This is a genomic window from Acidithiobacillus thiooxidans ATCC 19377 (assembly GCF_009662475.1).
GTDB classification, from domain to species: Bacteria; Pseudomonadota; Gammaproteobacteria; order Acidithiobacillales; family Acidithiobacillaceae; genus Acidithiobacillus; species Acidithiobacillus thiooxidans.
Genome location: NZ_CP045571.1, coordinates 2,565,827 through 2,582,518, shown reverse-complemented (window position 1 = coordinate 2,582,518; position 16,692 = coordinate 2,565,827). Strand labels below are relative to the sequence as shown.

Sequence of the window (16,692 nt, the reverse complement as noted above, 5' to 3'; positions counted from 1 at the left end):
AATCCTCATCCTAAGTTTCGCCTAATTCCGTCATGACATACTGATGGACAGACGCCGGGTGGTTGATAGACACCTCGATTAAGCGTTCTCAACCTTCAGGGAGCATTGGATTTATGGCATTACGATTATGGTTCGCCTGCACGGCGAGCCTGTTGTTACTGCTGACAGGATGCGCGCATTATCAGGCAGCGCCTTTGCCTGAGCATCTGTCCTCCAGTCAGGATCTGCATCAGAAAATGGCAGCGGCATTGGCGCGGATGTACTCCCATGTCCAGTCAATGGATTTGCAGGGACCATTTTCCGGGAAGGATCTTGGAACCATTGCGGTGTTGCTCAACCCGCAGTTGCGAGCCATGCGGGCCAATCTGGGGGTCGCCCAGGCCCAGGTTTTCGCGGCCGGTCTGCTTCCCGATCCCCAATTGTCACTCAGTGCGGACTTGCCCAGTAATGTTGCAGCCGGTTATTACAATGCCTATAGCATGGGTTTGAGTTGGAGCCTCGCCAGTCTGTTTACCCGCTCAGCCAATCTGGATATTGCCCGCGCCCAGCAGAAATTCGTGCAATATCAGGTCGCCTGGCAGGAGTGGATGCAAGCCGGTAATACGCGCGTGCTTGCCCGTCAGCTTTATTATTTGCAGGCGCAGGAAGCGGTCGCGGCAGCAGCGGCCAGGACCTCCGGGAAATTGTATCAAGCCGCCGCTGAAAATTTACGTCTGGGGGATAGCACCATCACTACCGCTTCACTGCGGCAAATTGCCTGGCTGGATAGTCAGGATCGGGCTTTGGCCTTACGTCGACAAGTCACGGATACCCGCCAGAAACTCAACCAGGCTATTGGTTTGCCCCCGAAAATGACGTTCAACATAAAACCTCCGCAGCTGTGGAAAAGCATGCCCGATGCGGCGTCATTAGTGAAATTGGCCGACCAGCGCCGCTTGGACCTGGTGGCCCTGCGGGCCGGTTATCAGGCACAGGAAGCCCGGGTACGGCGGGCTATTCTGGGTCAATATCCGGGTTTCACCATCGGTTTTGGAAAGGCTGCTGATACTTCCAATATACAAAGCTACAGCCCGAGTTTGACCCTGGATATTCCCCTCTGGAACCGGAATCGCGGGGCCATTGCCGAAAGCGAGGCGACCCGTACTCAACTGCGGGCAGCCTATGCCGCCCGTTTGTTTCAGACCCGCGCTGACATTTACCGTCTGGTGACGGACCTCCACCGTTTGGCCCGGGAAATCCTGCCTCTGCAGCAACAGGTTCCGGAACTGGAGAAAGCCGAAAACCGCTTACGCAAGGCGGCTGCCGAACATGACGTGACCTTGCTGGATTATGAAACCATACGTAGCCAGTCCCTGGCGAAGCGTCTGCAATTACTGGCGCTGCAGGAGTCCTATGCCGCCCAGCAGGCCGCTCTGGAAATGGCGGTTGGAGTACCTTATGCAGATTGGGAGAGTCAGAAATGAGAACACGGTTTTCGGGCGGAAAAATTCTGGCCTGGGGATGCTGCCTGTGCTTGCTGTTTGCGGGATCTGCCGGGGCAGAGGTTTCCGCTCTGGTAAAAGTTACGCCAGCGCGCATGATGTACATGGCCGATCAGCTGCGGGTCTACGGTACCGTAGAGTTTGCGCCGGAAGATGGCAGGACCATCGTGCTGCCAGCTGAAACCCTGGTCAATCAGGTGTTGGTGGCTGCCGGGCAGAGGGTCAGGCAAGGACAACCTTTGCTGCAGATACAGGCTTCGGTCAGCGATCAACTGCAACGGAAACAGGCGGAAATTGCCCTGAAATTCGCCATTGCCGACCAGCAACGGGTGGCAAGCCTGCGCCAGCGCCAACTGGCGACCAATAGCCAACTGCAGGCGGCCGATCAATCGCTGGCCCGGGCGCGGGCCGCCTTGCAGGATATCCAGTTGCGGCTGCAGCAACTGCAAAAAGGACAAGTCTCTGCGCCCATCAACGGGGTGGTGACTATCGTACATGTCCATCAGGGCGACCTCGTCCCCGCTGGTCAGCCTTTGCTCAGTTTGAGTACGGCTAATGCCCTGCGGGTGTTGTTGGGGGTAGAGCCGGCAGATTTGGCGCGCATACAGGTGGGAGATTCCGTGCAGCTGCTCCCGGTATATGGAGGGCAGGCAGCGGTGCAGGGGAAAATCCGGCAGATTTATAGTCAGATCGATCCACAAACCCGACTGGCCCAGGTGGTGGTCCCTTTGCCTGCAAGTCCCGATTTAATGCCGGGTGCCATGCTGCAGGCGGAAATTATTCTACATCGACAAAAGGCTGTGGCGGTTCCGGACAGTGCGGTTCTTCAGCAGGGCGGTAGATCCTATTGTTTCGTAGACGTGGCGGGTAAAGCTCAAAAACGCTGGGTGAAAACCGGTTGGCAGCAGGGTGGCTGGATTGCGGTCAACCAAGGGCTGAGCGCGGGGGATTCGGTGGTCAGTCTCGGCAACTATGAGCTGAAAAACGGCATGGCCTTGCGGATAGAAGGGAAATCCTGATGGGTGCCTGGTTGCTGCAGCATCGGCGTTCCATGCTTTTCCTGTTGCTGGTGTTGGTCCTGGCGGGTCTGATGGCCGCCATGAAAATGCCGGTGGCCCTGTTTCCCAATGTGGTTTTCCCACGGATCGAAGTCTCGGTAAATTCCGGGAACATGCCCATTCAACAGACGGAAATTGCGGTCACCCGGCCGTTGGAACAGGCCTTGCGGGCGGTTCCCGGTGTCGAGCGCATTCGTTCTACCACGGCGCGTGGTGCCGCCGATGTATCCGTACAGTTCGCCTGGGGCAGCAATATGACCGAAGCGCTGTTGCAGGCGGAATCGGCGGTCAACAAGGTATTGCCCGCTTTGCCGCCAGACACCCGGTTTACGGCGCGGCGCATGGATCCGACGGTGTTTCCGGTGTTGGGTCTGTCGCTGACCTCGGATCGTCTGGATCCGGTCGCCCTGCGTCGCTATGCCGAATATGACCTGCGGCCGCTGCTGTTGGCTATCCACGGTGTGGCACAGGTCGAAGTGCAGGGCGGGGCGCGTGAGGAATATCAGGTGGTGGTGGATCCCATGCGTCTGCAGAGTTATGGGCTGCGTCTGACGGCGGTGGAGCAGGCACTGAGTAACGGCAATGTCATTACCGCCGTGGGTCGATTGCAACGACATTACCGCCTCTATCAGATTCTGAGTGAAAGCCCCCTGAAAAATGTGCAGGATATCCGTCATATCGTACTGAAGACCGGCACGGCCGGGGTCGTGGACCTGGCCGATGTTGCCGAGGTCCGGGTAGGAACCGCACCTCAGTGGACCACAGTAACGGCCAATGGCAAAAACGCTGTGCTGGTCAATATCAAGCAACAGATGGGTGCCAATACGGTGGCCATTGATCAGGATATCCGGACTCTGCTGCGCAAGGATGCCAAGAGTATTCCGGCAGGGATAAAGCTGAGTACCTGGTACGATCAGAGTCAGTTGATTACCGCTGCAGCATCCAGTGTGCGGGATGCCATTTTTATCGGCGCAGCTTTGGCCGCTCTGGTGCTGCTGGTGTTTTTACGAAATTTGCGGCTGACCTTCATTGTGGCCATCGTGCTGCCCAGTGTGCTCCTTGCCAGCGTGCTGATCCTTTATGTGTTGCACCAGAGCTTTAATATCATGACGCTGGGGGGCATGGCGGCAGCTGTGGGCCTGGTAGTAGATGATGCTGTGGTCATGCTCGAACACATCATGCGCCGCATTACCGATAACCCCAGTGAAGGTAAGCCGGTGTCCGTGCTGCATTCTGCCCTGGAAATGAGTAAACCCCTGGCGGGCTCATCGGCAGCAACCATTATCATTTTTATACCCCTGGCCTTTTTATCCGGGGTTACCGGTGCTTTTTTTCAGGCATTGGCCATTTCCATTGCAGCGGCCCTGCTGGTGTCCTTTCTGGTGGCTTATCTGGCGGTGCCCCTCCTCGCCGATCTACTCCTGAGACCCCGGGATGCCGAGCAGGCCGAACATCAGGGCCGTTTTTTGGCCTGGTTCAGCCGCATGTATGGGCATTATCTGGAAAAACTGTTGCGGCGGCCATTGTTTTTATCTTTGATTGTGCTGGCTTTTTTGCTGTTGGGAGGATGGTCCTATACCCAGGTGGGCAGTGGTTTCATGCCCGCGATGGACGAGGGGGGCTTCGTGCTGGATTATACCGCTGCTCCCGGCACTTCTCTGGCGGAAACGGATCGACTGCTGGATCAGGTACAGCAGATTCTCGCCCAGAATCGGGATGTGGCCAGTTATTCACGGCGCACGGGTCTGCAGTTGGGCGGCGGCATCACCGAAGCGAATACCGGAGACTTTTTCATCCGACTGAAGGCGCAGCGACAGCACAGCATATGGCAGGTGATGCAGGCCGTTCGTGCGCAGATTCATAATCAGGTTCCGGGGTTGCGGGTGCAAACGGGGCAACTGATGGAAGATCTTATCGGAGATTTAACCGCCGTCCCTCAGCCTGTCGAAATCAAGCTCTTCGGAGCGGATCCCCAAACCCTGCAAAAATTGGCCCGGCAAGTGGCTGGGCAAATCCGGCAGGTGTCGGGTGTTGTCGAGGTGTTTGACGGGATTACCATTGCCGGTGACGCCGTTGATATTCATGTGGATCCGGTGAAGGCGGCCCTGGCGGGAATGACTCCCGGTCAGGTCAGCAGCCAGTTGCAAACCTTGATGGAGGGCCGCGTGGTCAGCCGAATACCCCAAGGCCAGGAAATGATCGGGGTCCGCGTCCGCGCTCCCCATGCACTCTGGAGTGAAATTCACCGCCTGAGACAACTCCCCATAATCGCCCCCGATGGGCATTATCTGACTCTGGGACAGGTGGCTGAAATTCGAATGCAATCCGGGCAGGCGGAACTGAACTCCGAAAATCTCAAACCCATGGTGGCAGTGACAGCCCGTATCGAAGGGCGGGCGATGAGTACGGTGATGGGCGAGGTGAAGGCCCGTCTGGCCCACCTGCAGTTACCCCAAGGGGTCTATTTACAGTACGGGGGATTATACCGCGAACAGCAACAATCCATGCGCGAGCTGGCGCTGGTGCTGCTGGCAGCCATTCTGCTGGTGACGGTATTGCTGCTGTTTCTCTACGAGCGTTTTACCGTGGTCCTGAGTATTCTCGCTACGGCGCTTCTGGCTTTGGGCAGTGTGTTTATCGGCCTGTGGCTGACCGGCACCGAGCGCAATATTACCGCTATGATCGGGATGACCATGATTGTTGGCATTGTCACGGAAACGGCGATTTTCTTTTTTGCGGAAGCGCAGTCCGCAGAGTCCCACGAACTGGTTCGGGCTGGTAAGGCGCGGCTACGGCCGGTGCTGATGACGGCCATTATCGCCATTTTGGCCCTCATGCCGCTGGCCTTGGGGATGGGCGCCGGAGCACAAATGCAGGCGCCTTTGGCCATCGCCATTATTTCCGGATTGCTGGCTGAAATTCCTCTGGTACTGCTGGTGATGCCTGGAATTTACGCGTGGCTGGAAAGACTTTCTAAAAAGGGATCAGTGCGCGTCATACACTGATCCATTGGTTCAGGGAAAGGCCCGTCCTTGTGAAAGGGAGTCATGATGCTACTACCATGCGCGGGTCGCTAAACAATATGTTAGTCCCTCAGGTATGTCTTGGTTCTTTGTTGCTTTTGACAACATACCGGACAGTTGGTACCTTATGTTTTCATTATCTAACAGAGGAGAATGGTCATGACCACACTTACCCTTACCCCGCCTTCGGAAGCCACCGGCGAGCTGGCAGAACTCTATGCAGCCATTGAGAAATCTTTCGGAGGCGTCCCGGAAGGCCTGCAATTATTTGGTGTCAGCCCCAAATTGCTGGCCATTCAAATGCAGTTATTGGGGTATTTCGGACAGCATCCACGCCTTTCGGCTAACTTTCTGGCATTGCTGCGTTATATCCTTTCAGAAGATGGACACTGCCAGTTTTGTATTGGTTTCAATCAGTCGCTGCTGGTCAATGCCGGAATCTCGCCCGAGGCTATCCAGAAAGCCCTCGAAAATCCCCGTAATGGTCCCTTGGCCGAGCGCGAAAATCTGTTGCTGGATTATGTGGTCCGTGCGGTGAGAAATCCTCATGCTGTCAAAAATGCTGAGGTTGACCAACTGCGCCAGGAAGGCTGGACGGATCAGGACATTTTTGACGCTGTTGCCCACGGTGCCCAGCATACTGCCGTAGATATTCTCTTTGAAACGTTTCGGGTGGCGCCTTTGTAGCCTCCTGAAAATCTATGGCTGGCGCGATTTAGTGCTTGTGTAAATGATGCATGTCCGGCACGTGAGGGTGGCTGTGAGTGAGGGGCTCGTGATGATGCGGATGCGCATGGCGGGTTCCTGGAGCAACCGGAAAGGCATGGGCGTGTTGGTGATGGACGTCATGGATATGCATGTGGGCATGATCCATGGCCTCATGGGAATGGACATGATCGTGGCGTTCATCCAGATGCATCCAGATGCCCCAGGCCATCAGTGCTGCCGTGATCAGTAGTAGCGGGGTGACCGGAGTGCCCAGGATGATGACGCTGAGAATGGCCCCAAAGAAGGGAGCGCTTGAAAAATAGGCCCCCGTGCGGGCACTGCCCAGATGGCGTAAGCCAACCACAAACAAGGCGAGGCTTACCCCGTAAGCAAAAAATCCCAGAATCATGGCAGCAATGGCATCGGGTAGAGCCGGTATTGTGCTGCCCAGCCATAAGGCGAGTAGTAGATTGACGCTACCCGCGACCCATCCCTTGTTTGCGGCAATCCAGCTGGAATCCGTCAGGGAGACTTTCCGGGTCAGATTATTGTCTACGCCCCAGGCAAAGCAGGCGGCAATGATGGCCGCTGCTGGCCACAACTGTTGGATATGAAATTGCAGTATTCCGGCACCGGGCCAGCTGAGCAGCACCATGCCGAGCACAATGGCGAACATGCCCCAGGCAATCCGACGATCAAAGTTTTCCTTGAACACCCACCAGGCCAGCAGCGTGGTGAATACGGATTCGGCATTGAGCAGCAAGGAGGCATCGGATGCTGCCGCACCCCGCAGTCCGAACATGAACAGCACTGGTGCGATGATGCCTCCTGCCAGTACGGAGGCACCAAACCAGAAGGTGTCTGTACGCGATAAATGGACGCGCGGACTGCGGCGCAGCAGTCGATACACGCTGAGCCCCAGACCGGAACCCAGATAAAGCAGGGCCGCGAGCATCCAGGGGCTGACCGACGCTAGGAGAATTTTGGCCAGAGGGGTGCTGGCACCAAAAAGCAGGGCGGAGAAAATCGCTGCCGGAATTCCGGGACGAATCAGCTTCTGGATCATATTCATGGAATTATGCTCAGCATCCTGGCTCAGTACGAGTGGAACAGGAATTATACGTCCATATGGCGCGTCGCGGCTTGTGCCGATAGTATCCGATTACGTCTACCTGCCGATCCATTGTCGTCTCGCGAGGATTTCATTATCCAGACTGCAATTTTATAAATCAATTCATGGGTCAGCTTCTGGCCCGATCAGAGTGAATCCTGCTTGCCAGGATGGTTTTGTGCTTGCGGTGCTGACGGGCGATGGCTATCCTGCCTTTTTCTCCAGTGAGTGCCTATTTTGATGGAAGCCATCACGGATAATGTACCCTCACTCCTGCGCGAAACGTCGCTTTTTTCGGCCTGGCCAGAAGCGTTGCTGGATTCCTTGCTGAAGCACAGCAAAACAGTCCATTTGGGATCAGGCGATATTCTGTTTGTCGAAAAGGCGACCGCAAATGCTTTTTATCTGGTCCTCTCCGGTCGTATTCATCTGATTGCTGCTGCCGCCACTGGTCAGGAAAAAATTGTTGAAATTATTCGGGAAAACGATCTATTTGCCGAAGCCGTTGCTTTTCTGGGGGGATGTTATCCAGTAACGGCTGCTGCGGAAGGTTCCACAACGGTTCTGGAAATACCCCTCGCCTTATTTCTGGAAATTCTGGAGCAAAGGCCCCAGTTGATGCGGCAGATGCTGGCACGACTGAGTATGCGCTTACATTTTCTGGTCAAGGAGCTCCGCCAGCTCAGTGTCGAGTCGGCAGAACAACGTCTGGTAAGTTATCTGCTGGATTTGTGTCCGGTTCTGGATGCTGCAGCTGTTGTGGAGCTTCCCGCCAAAAAATCAGCAGTAGCTGCCCGTCTGGGCTTGACCCCGGAAACCCTGTCCCGCTTGCTATTGCGTATGCGCAAAGCCGGGCTGATTACAGTCAATCGCCGCGTGCTGGATATTCCCGATCCACGTGCCCTGCAGTGTTGGGCCGCCGGTCATTCGTCATAACGTTTGAAGTAGGCCGATCGTGATGGTGTCAGGATCAGCAGGACTGTGATAGCAAAAACTCCCGAAGTACCACAGCACCATTATGGATTTTATCGTGGGCGGCATACAGCAGAATGACCGGCCGACCTTCCGCATTATCCAGTAAACGACAGGCTTCTTCCTGGTGTTCGGCAAGTTCTTTCAGATAACGCTCACGAAACTCGGTCCAGCGATCCTCTACATGCCCAAACCATTGACGCAAGGCGGTGCTGGGTGTGAGTTCCTTGGGCCAGTCGTCCAGGGGAAGATCCTCCTTGCGCACCCCGCGCGGCCAGAGGCGTTCAGCGAGCACGTGGTAGCCTGCTGGCAGAGGGCGCTCATAGACGCGCCAGGTAATGATCTCAGGGGGATGCAGTCGCAACGGCGAATGGGATGTCATGGTATATGTCCCTCCTTCTCCAGGCGGTTTAAGAGCAGAAGAAAATACAGCATGCCAGCATAGGGTTGCCAAGGCTGCAACCTTTTGGCTACCTGCGTATAGTCCGGAGCAGACTTTTCTTCCAGCCACTGATACAAGGCCTTGCGGGCACCTACATCATCACCGGGAAACACGTCCAGACGCCCCAGCCCGCGCAGTAACACATATTCTGTAGACCAACGGCCGATACCGCGCAACTGATGCAGGCGCTGTGCGGCTTCAGAATTGCTCAGGCCTTGCCAGTTTTCACGCGCCAACTGACCTGCTGCAGCGGTTTCTGCAATTCCATGCAAAAACTTGGCCTTCTGGATGCTGAACCCCAGGCTGCGCAGGCTGGCTGCTTCCAGCTGCAGTAAGGTGGCAGGGTTCGGGAAAGGCACAAACGAGTTCGTTGCTTCGGGAGCGTTACTGCACAGCCTCGCCATGCGATTGAGCAGGAGAATGCCGACGTGCAGACTTAATTGCTGGCAGGCAATGGCATTACTCAGCGCTTCGAAAAGAGAGGAAAAACGCGGCGGCCTGAATCCTTGAAAGCGATCCGCCAGAGCTGCCAGCCGCAAGTCGCTGGCGGCCATCGCGTAGAAGGGGCGAAGATCCTGGTCCAGACTCAGCATCCACGAAAGTTGCCTGCTGACCCAGGCAACGCTTGATGCATCAACGCAGTTCCCCTGGACTTCTCCTTCCAGCAGTGGCGTCCTGCCAGCCTGAGTTTGCCAAAGCCGGACCTCCAGCCTGTTTCCTGAATATTGCCAGGCCCGCCGGTAGATTTCGCCATCCCAGCTATCTATCTGATTATGAGCCTGACGACGGAGTGCCCAGACGGTCAGGTCCAGGCGAAAGGGCGCGGGCGGGCTGAGCGTAAAACGGCTTGCGGCCTGATTCATGGATCATTCCGAACAGCGCATACACTGCACTCCATAGCGTTTGATCCAGGCCTCCAGTGCTTCAATAGCTTCACTACCGGTTTTGACGTTGTCCAGGGCATGTTGGGGATCATCCGGTTTGACGCGGGCAATCCAGGCGTCCTTGTAAGGATCAATATTGATTAGGTGCGGGTCTTCCAACAATTGCTCGTTGCGGGCAATGACTTCACCGGCAAAGGGCACGGGTACGCCGCCCGCCCATTTGCCACTTTCCAGCGTAGCCACATGCCGTCCGGCCTCCAGATGTGTTCCGACTTTTTTAATACGGGCTTTTTGCAGGCGGCCCGACATGGTCTGTGCAGGGTCTGTGACGCCAATCGTCAGCGTACCGTCCTCTTCCGGACGCACCCAGACATAATCGAGATCATAAAACAGGTCTTCAGGTAGTTCACAACCATTATGTTCGCTCATGATCTGGCCTCCGCCTCAAAGTCGAGAATACGCTTTCCCGCAGCTTCACCCTGATCCGCCAATGCGGCAGCCAGATAGGGATAAAGTTCAGTTTCCTCCTTGGCATCGTGTTGTTTGAGAATGGTTTGGACGGTACTCAGCAGATCGTCAAAGGTCTCGGCGTCTTGGTCTGCAATGGCCTCCGCCATTTCTTCAAAAAACACCCGCAGATCCTGATGCCCCTTGCGGAGTAGCGCAGTCAGAGGATGATCTTCGCTACCTTCCTGCAGCTCAAAGGCAGGGAATAAGGTGTTTTCTTCCACAACCATATGACCATCGACAATCCCATGGCGGAAGGCTTCCAGTAACTGCGCAGCTTCCTGCCATGCGCCTTGGCGGACAGCCTGGGCACTTTGCTCCAAAAGTTGATCCAGGCGTTCATGGTCCTGTTGCATGATCTGATCTATGGGTGTCATGACATTCTCCAAAAAGGTTGTGGTGTGTTTCTACGGGACATGAACGTGGCCGAAGCTTTGTTCAGGCGCATTCAGGAAGTTGTATTCATTGGACGCCGAGCATTTTCAGCACTTCGCCCAGAGGCTGTGCGCCCACTGTCTTCAGGGCACCGTCCACGACAATGGCCGGGACCGTTTTAATGCGCAGATTGCTGACGATTTCGCGCCCTTCGCGATCCGCCACATCCAGTACCTGCAGTTCCATCGGCACCTTTTCCGCAGCTTGTTTCCATACTGCTTCAGCCTGCGGGCAAACCGGGCACCATTTCGAGACCAGAATTTGTACTTTCATCTTCATCTCCTCCAATCGCGCTAACCGTTGGGTGCAAAAGAATCAAAATGTATGTGCGCATGAGGCACGTCATGAGAACGCAGGAGATCAATGGCCGCTTCTATCATGCCGGGTCCGCCACACAAATACACTTCATGATCCTGCCAGTGGCCGTTGGCTGCCACCGTGGGCAGAAGACGGCGGGCACCTTTCCACTGCGTATCTTCGCCATCGGAAATGGTGGGTGTAAAAGTGAAATGGGCATACTGTCCGGCCCATTGCTGCAGGGTTTCCAGATGATAAAAATCCCGCTGTTTTTTGGCGCCGTAAAAAAGATGAATCGGGCGGGTTTGCCCTGTGTGCATACTTTCCTGAATGATGGCTTCAATGGGTGCCAATCCTGTTCCTGCGGCAATACAAAGCAGGGGCCGCGTATTATCCTGGAGAGCGAAGTCTCCTTGTGGCGGTCCGAGCGTGATTGCGTCGCCGCATTGAGCCTGGTAGAAAAGCCAGCGACTGAACAGACCACCCGGAAGTTCGCGGATATGAAAAACCAACTCGTCCCGGTCCTGTGGAGGGGTGGCCATGGAGTAAGAACGCCATTGATTTTCCTGTCCCGGCACGGCCATCCGTGCATATTGCCCGCTTCGGTATGGATAGGGTTTTTCCGGCCGTAACCGCAGTTCCAGCACATTCCAGGCCAGTTTGCTCAACCCCACAATTTCAGTATTCCAGACGTCCCCGGAAATCACTTCAGCTTGCAGCCGCAGATTGCTGCGCGGATAAAGCTTGCACAAAATGGCCATGCCCGCAGCGCGCTCTGTGGGCAATAAAAGCAGGGGCATGAAGGGTCCCTGCTCACTTTCTCCGGACAGGATGGTGCCCTTGCAATCTCCGCAAGAACCGCTGGCGCATCCATGTTTAATGGCCACATGATGGGCTTTTGCTGCTTCGACAATATTCTGGCTTTCATCCGCCTTGAAGCGGACACCGGAGGGCTCCAGACAAATTTCGTATTCCATGCAGTCACCTCATCAGCGTGGCGCAGCGGAAATATCCCTGCGCCACCGGTATGTCTGAATCACACAGCAGGCGGAACGTCGTCGATGGTGACCGGGACAAAACGGGAAGGAGCCATCGCCTCATAGGCTGCCTCAATACAAACCGTGGACGCGAGGTTGTAGGCCTCAATCCAGGATTCTGCCATTTCCTGAGTCCATGCAGCGCCCAGAAAATGTTTCAGGGTATTGAGCAGGCTTTTACCGACGATGGGATAATGTTCCGGACGCGTATCATATTTGATGTGTGAAATGCCCAGTTCTTTCAGATAGGGGACCAACACTTCCAGATTGTCGATAGTGGTCGCAATCAGAATGACCGAATTAAAAAGCCGAATACGTTGTTCGGTCATGTCTCCCGGAAACATTTTCCGGACTTCCGGAAAATGCGTAAACATATAATTATAAAAGTGCTCGGCAACCGGAACACCCAGGTCTTTCACAGCTGCACCACTGGACTGGATCAGTTGAATATTGATGCTCATTACGGATGACTCCTATATGTGTATTTGGTGGATAGGCTGCGTAACACAGCCAGCGTTTTAGAGAATAAGGATTGGTTAATGGAATTTCCTTGATTTCGGTCAAGTTTACGAATTCCCGATTTAGCTATTCTGGTGAATGATGACCTCCGCCCGCTGTTGAGCCTGCAGCAGTTCAGTGCGGTATACCGTGGTTGCATAACCTTGGGTCGGGGTGGTGGTCAGGGGCTGGAGTACCGAATGTTTTTGCCCGGATTTCCAGTGCAGTTGTGCAATCATGGAAAGCCCCGGACGCAAGGGGTGTTCCGCGAGTTCCCTGGCAGGTATGGCAATACGTACCGGCACGCGTTCCACAATATGAATGTAATTTCCGGTAGCATTCTCGGGGGGCAGAATGCTGAATGCACTGCCGGCACCGGGAAGCAAACCCAGAACGGTGCCGTGATAGCGTACCTGATGGCCGTAGTAATAGCTGGTCAACTGAACGGCCTGTCCGGGACGGACATGGCGCATGGCCGTTTCCTTGATATTGGCCACCACCCATAAGTCATTGAGCGGCACCACCGAAAACAGGTGCTGGCCTGCAGCCACTTTTAAACCGGGGTAGGCAGAGCGTTGCGCGATATAACCCGATATGGGGGCACGGATGAGTCGCCGTTGCCAGTTGATGTCGGCTTTTTCAAAAGCCGTGGCAGCCTGCTGAACCAGCGGATTATCAGATACCGTGGTGCCCGCGACAATGGCTCGTGCCCCTCGCAACTTGGCTTGGGCCTCTGCGACTTGTGCTGCTGCGGAAGTGATTTCATTTTGCGTATTTTCAATGCGAATCCTGGAAACCGCCCCGCTGGGCAGCGACTGTTGGTAGCGGTTCAAATCCATTTCCAGTTTTTGCCGTTCAGCCAGTTGGGCCTGAACGCTCTGTTGCAACGCCTGGACCCGGGCGAAATCCTGGCGGACCTGTCTGACTGTTGCCGCCAGATGGGCACCGGCCTGTTCCATGGCCAGTCGGGTCTGCGAACCCTGGAGGGCTGCCAGAATCTGACCGGCATGAACATATTCCGTATTCTCCACCCGCACCTGCTTGACGGTGCCTGCCGACAAACTATCCACCGGGGTGATGTTGCCGGTGACGTAAGCATCATTGGTTTCAATCCAGTACTGGCCCCGCAACAACCACCAGAGGACTCCCAATCCAGCAGCAATAAGCACAATAACGGCAAGCAGCAGCAACAGTCTGCGCCGCTGTTTTTCCCGCGAGCTGTAGTCAGGGGCTGAGGAGGATGCTGTTGTACTCATGCTGGTTTTTTCTCCACCGTATATCCGCCCCCCAGGGCAACATTGAGCAGCACCCAGGATTGTGCGTTATGTATTTGCAAGGTGATCTGCTGGTTTTGCAGATTGATTTCCCGAATCCGGCTGCGATAAACACTTATCTTATTGGTGGTACCCGAATGAAAAGCGGCTGTAGTCAGTGCGCTATCCTGGCTGGCGGCCTTGCTCATCCGTGTCTGTTCCTGTAGTTGCTGACGATATTTTTGCCAGCTGGCCAAATGCCCGGCAATTTCACGCACCGCGCTGAGAATGGTATGGCGATAATGATCTTGTGCGGCCAGATACAAGGCATTTTGCGCTTTGAGACGGGCACGGAGCTTTCCGCCTTCAAAAATGGGCAGGGATACCACCGGACCAATGGCATGGGCCAGATTTCCGGGACTGAATAAATCACCCAGATCAATACTGTTCCAACCGGCAAACAGGGCAATATTGACATCGGGATAAAAAGCCGCGCGGGCGGCCCCGACCTGTTGCGCAGCGACTTCGATTTCCCAGCGTGCAGCGACCATATCAGGACGGTGGCTGATCAGACGCAGAGGTAATTGACGGGGGATATTTATGGTGGAGAAATCCGGTAACGGTTCTACGCCAATACTCCGTCCCCAATCGGGTCCATGCCCGGCCAAGGCGGCCAGCACATAGCGCTGTTGCGCAATGGCGGCCCGCAGTTGGGCGACTGACTGCCGCGCACTGCCATAAGTTTCTGTCTGCGCATACACCGGCCGGGCATTGTTCAGACCATCCTGCCAACGTTGTTTTTCCAGTTGCAACAAGGATTTTTGCAGGTTTTCCAGACGCTCCGCCAGATGCAGTTGCCGTGTTTCACCCGCCAGCAGAAAATAATGCCAAGCCAGTTGTTTCTCCAACTGTAATTTTGCCTCGGCATAATCCGCCTGATGAACGCGTACTTGCCCCAAAGCTGCACGAACCTGATCGCTGTCGCGTCCCCACAAGTCCAGATGATAACGGAGTTCCAGCGGGTTGATTGCGGTATAGGTGAAGCTTTTGCCATTGGCCTGAAGGTGCAAACCATTCTGTGAAAAATACTCCTGAGTAAGGGCGGCTCCCGCCGAAAACTGCGGGAGGAGGGCGGCCTGCTGCTCTGCAGTCATGGCTTTGGCGGCCAGAATACGGGTGCTGGCAAGCTGCAGCGATGGGTTTTGGCGAAGGGCAACCTGAATCAGATGGTCAAGAGCAGGCAGTTGCGCCGCTTTCCACCACTGCTGTGCAGGCCATGGACCCGCCGTGATTCCATAGTGATGATCGGCCCGTGCCAGGGTCTGTTGAATTTGAGGGCTATGGGCGAGATGCGCACCGGGAAGATGCTCCGGCAGGCGCGCACAAGCCGCAAGCAGTAACAATGTTAGCAGTAGAACAATGGATTTTTTCATCAGAGATCCACCAGTTCTTCTATGGCGCGGCGTACCCGAATATCAGGTTCTGCGTAAACCACCTGTTTGCTGAACAGCATGAGACCCGCGCCGAGCAGGAATCCCCATGCAGCTATATAAAATATTTCGTTGAAGGCGAGCATGGCTGCCTGATGCGCAATGTAGTGAGCAGTGCGGATATTGCTTACTGTTGGTTTGGGCGCATAAACCCTAGTGCTGTTGTGAACTTCGGCAAGAAAATGCGCATGCAGAATCATTCTCCGGTCGAAAAGTGTGGCAATAAGGGGGATGCCCATAGCTTGTCCACAGAGCCGCAATACATTCAAAAAGGCGGTACCACGTATTTCGGCAGGGCCGGATAATCCGGACAAGGCAATGGCGATGATGGATGGAAATAAACTGCCCAGAAATATTCCTACAAAAGCTTGTGGCCACAGTAATTCGCTGAAAGAGGCCGGATGGTTGTAGGAGGCAACCCAAAAACTGGCGGCCGCAAACCCCAATAAGGAGAAAATAGCCAGGATACGTGCATCCAGATGATTGAGCAGGCGCTGGGTCAAGAAAAAACTGATTTTCGAAAAAATCGCCATGGGTAATATCAACAGGCCGACCAGCCAGGCGCTGTAGCCCATGACCAACTGAAATCCCACAATATAAATGGCGATGCTGCCTTGGAAAAACAGGGCCGTAAAAAACAGCACAATACCCCCGATCATGAAGTTACGTCGTTTCAGGAGCGTGAGTTCAAGTAAGGGATGCGTGCTATACCATTCCCAAATCCCAAAAAAAATCAGAGTGATCAGGCTGATGCTGCCGAGAAAAATAATGGGTAGTGATCGCCACCAACTGATGATTTCCCCGGCATTAAGGGCTGACTCCAAAGTGGCCAGGGCAATCAGCAGCATTAGCAGACCCGGCCAGTCCAGAGGGGGATGGCGATGTTCCATTTCCCGACCAAATAACAAAATCACAATGATGATAGCCACGCTGATGGCAATGGGTATATTCAGGAAAAACAGCCAGCGCCAACCGATACTGTCGGTGATCCAACCGCCTATAACCGGACCCAGGGTAAACGGGGTGAGGGCAGCGACCCCCCACAGACCCAGGCCAATATTACGGCGATGTGCCTGATAATGGCGCAGGATAATCTGCAAGGAGACCGGGATGGTTAATCCACCCGAAAATCCCTGAACAATACGGGCACTCAGAAATGCATCATAATGGCCGGTTTGCGCGCAGATGGCCGAAGCCAGGGCGAACGCCATAAAGGCACCTGCCAAAACCCGCATTTCTCCCCAACGCTGCAAAAACCAGGGAGAAGTCGGAAAGGCCAGGGCCATGGCTAGAAAAAAATCTGCCTGGGTCCAATCCGCAAAATCCGGGTTGACGCCCAAACTGCCGGCAACATGGGGTATCATGGGCAGATAGGCGCCAGTGTTGAACAGCACCAGAAAATGTCCGAGCCCGATCACCAGGTTCAGCAGCAATACCATGCCGGTGCTGAGTGGAGAAACTGCCGGAGCATCGTGTGAAAAAGCCATGAATAGGAA

Annotated in this window: 16 protein-coding genes; 5 read left to right on the top strand and 11 right to left on the bottom strand. The window is 55.0% G+C overall.

What is annotated here, in order from left to right; translation table 11 throughout:
- Positions 1-113 precede the first annotated feature (113 nt).
- The 4 genes from GCD22_RS13625 to GCD22_RS13610 all read left to right on the top strand — a co-directional run bounded on the left by GCD22_RS13625 (position 114) and on the right by GCD22_RS13610 (position 6,249).
- Positions 114-1,463, top strand: coding sequence for a TolC family protein (locus GCD22_RS13625; protein WP_031574165.1), 1,350 nt, complete (start codon positions 114-116; stop codon positions 1,461-1,463).
- Positions 1,460-2,500, top strand: a complete 1,041-nt coding sequence (locus GCD22_RS13620; protein ID WP_031574163.1) for an efflux RND transporter periplasmic adaptor subunit — start codon at positions 1,460-1,462, stop codon at positions 2,498-2,500. The genes GCD22_RS13625 and GCD22_RS13620 overlap by 4 nt, the downstream gene beginning before the upstream one ends.
- Positions 2,500-5,544, top strand: a complete 3,045-nt coding sequence (locus tag GCD22_RS13615) for an efflux RND transporter permease subunit (RefSeq protein ID WP_081576946.1) — start codon at positions 2,500-2,502, stop codon at positions 5,542-5,544. The genes GCD22_RS13620 and GCD22_RS13615 overlap by 1 nt, the downstream gene beginning before the upstream one ends.
- A 177-nt stretch (positions 5,545-5,721) precedes the next feature.
- The gene (locus GCD22_RS13610) at positions 5,722-6,249 is read left to right on the top strand and encodes a carboxymuconolactone decarboxylase family protein (RefSeq protein ID WP_081576947.1); all 528 of its coding nucleotides are present in this window, start codon (positions 5,722-5,724) and stop codon (positions 6,247-6,249) included.
- Positions 6,250-6,277: 28 nt separating this feature from the next.
- Here GCD22_RS13610 and GCD22_RS13605 read toward each other — a convergent pair whose 3' ends face one another.
- Complete coding sequence (locus tag GCD22_RS13605) at positions 6,278-7,342, bottom strand: DMT family transporter (RefSeq protein WP_081576948.1); 1,065 nt, start codon at positions 7,340-7,342, stop codon at positions 6,278-6,280.
- Between the two features lie 279 nt (positions 7,343-7,621).
- On the opposite strand from GCD22_RS13605, the gene GCD22_RS13600 reads away from it, so the two are divergent.
- On the top strand, positions 7,622-8,317 hold the full coding sequence (locus tag GCD22_RS13600) for a Crp/Fnr family transcriptional regulator (RefSeq protein WP_010642128.1): 696 nt from the start codon (positions 7,622-7,624) through the stop codon (positions 8,315-8,317).
- 34 nt (positions 8,318-8,351) lie between these two features.
- Here the strand turns inward: GCD22_RS13600 and GCD22_RS13595 are convergent, their stop codons facing one another.
- The 10 genes from GCD22_RS13595 to GCD22_RS13550 form a co-directional block, all read right to left on the bottom strand.
- A complete protein-coding gene (locus GCD22_RS13595; RefSeq protein ID WP_031574149.1) occupies positions 8,352-8,735 on the bottom strand; it encodes a DUF488 domain-containing protein in 384 nt (127 codons plus the stop codon).
- Complete coding sequence (locus GCD22_RS13590; protein ID WP_081576949.1) at positions 8,732-9,658, bottom strand: DNA-3-methyladenine glycosylase family protein; 927 nt, start codon at positions 9,656-9,658, stop codon at positions 8,732-8,734. Before GCD22_RS13590 ends, GCD22_RS13595 begins: the two co-directional genes overlap by 4 nt.
- A gap of 3 nt (positions 9,659-9,661) precedes the next feature.
- Complete coding sequence (locus GCD22_RS13585; protein ID WP_065980237.1) at positions 9,662-10,108, bottom strand: biotin/lipoyl attachment domain-containing protein; 447 nt, start codon at positions 10,106-10,108, stop codon at positions 9,662-9,664.
- A complete protein-coding gene (locus GCD22_RS13580) occupies positions 10,105-10,563 on the bottom strand; it encodes a hemerythrin domain-containing protein (RefSeq protein WP_065957845.1) in 459 nt (152 codons plus the stop codon). Before GCD22_RS13580 ends, GCD22_RS13585 begins: the two co-directional genes overlap by 4 nt.
- 85 nt (positions 10,564-10,648) lie before the next feature.
- Positions 10,649-10,894 carry a thioredoxin family protein gene (locus GCD22_RS13575; RefSeq protein WP_065957850.1) on the bottom strand — a complete coding sequence of 82 codons (246 nt, stop codon included), beginning with the start codon at positions 10,892-10,894 and terminating at the stop codon, positions 10,649-10,651.
- Positions 10,895-10,914: 20 nt separating this feature from the next.
- Positions 10,915-11,895 carry a 2Fe-2S iron-sulfur cluster-binding protein gene (locus GCD22_RS13570; protein ID WP_153940837.1) on the bottom strand — a complete coding sequence of 327 codons (981 nt, stop codon included), beginning with the start codon at positions 11,893-11,895 and terminating at the stop codon, positions 10,915-10,917.
- Between the two features lie 59 nt (positions 11,896-11,954).
- On the bottom strand, positions 11,955-12,416 hold the full coding sequence (locus tag GCD22_RS13565; protein ID WP_153940836.1) for a globin domain-containing protein: 462 nt from the start codon (positions 12,414-12,416) through the stop codon (positions 11,955-11,957).
- A 120-nt stretch (positions 12,417-12,536) separates the two neighbouring features.
- Entirely contained in the window at positions 12,537-13,709 is a 1,173-nt protein-coding gene (locus GCD22_RS13560) for an HlyD family secretion protein (RefSeq protein ID WP_153940835.1), read from the bottom strand.
- A complete protein-coding gene (locus tag GCD22_RS13555; RefSeq protein ID WP_153940834.1) occupies positions 13,706-15,139 on the bottom strand; it encodes an efflux transporter outer membrane subunit in 1,434 nt (477 codons plus the stop codon). The genes GCD22_RS13560 and GCD22_RS13555 overlap by 4 nt, the downstream gene beginning before the upstream one ends.
- Complete coding sequence (locus GCD22_RS13550; RefSeq protein ID WP_153940833.1) at positions 15,139-16,683, bottom strand: DHA2 family efflux MFS transporter permease subunit; 1,545 nt, start codon at positions 16,681-16,683, stop codon at positions 15,139-15,141. Before GCD22_RS13550 ends, GCD22_RS13555 begins: the two co-directional genes overlap by 1 nt.
- Positions 16,684-16,692 lie beyond the last annotated feature (9 nt).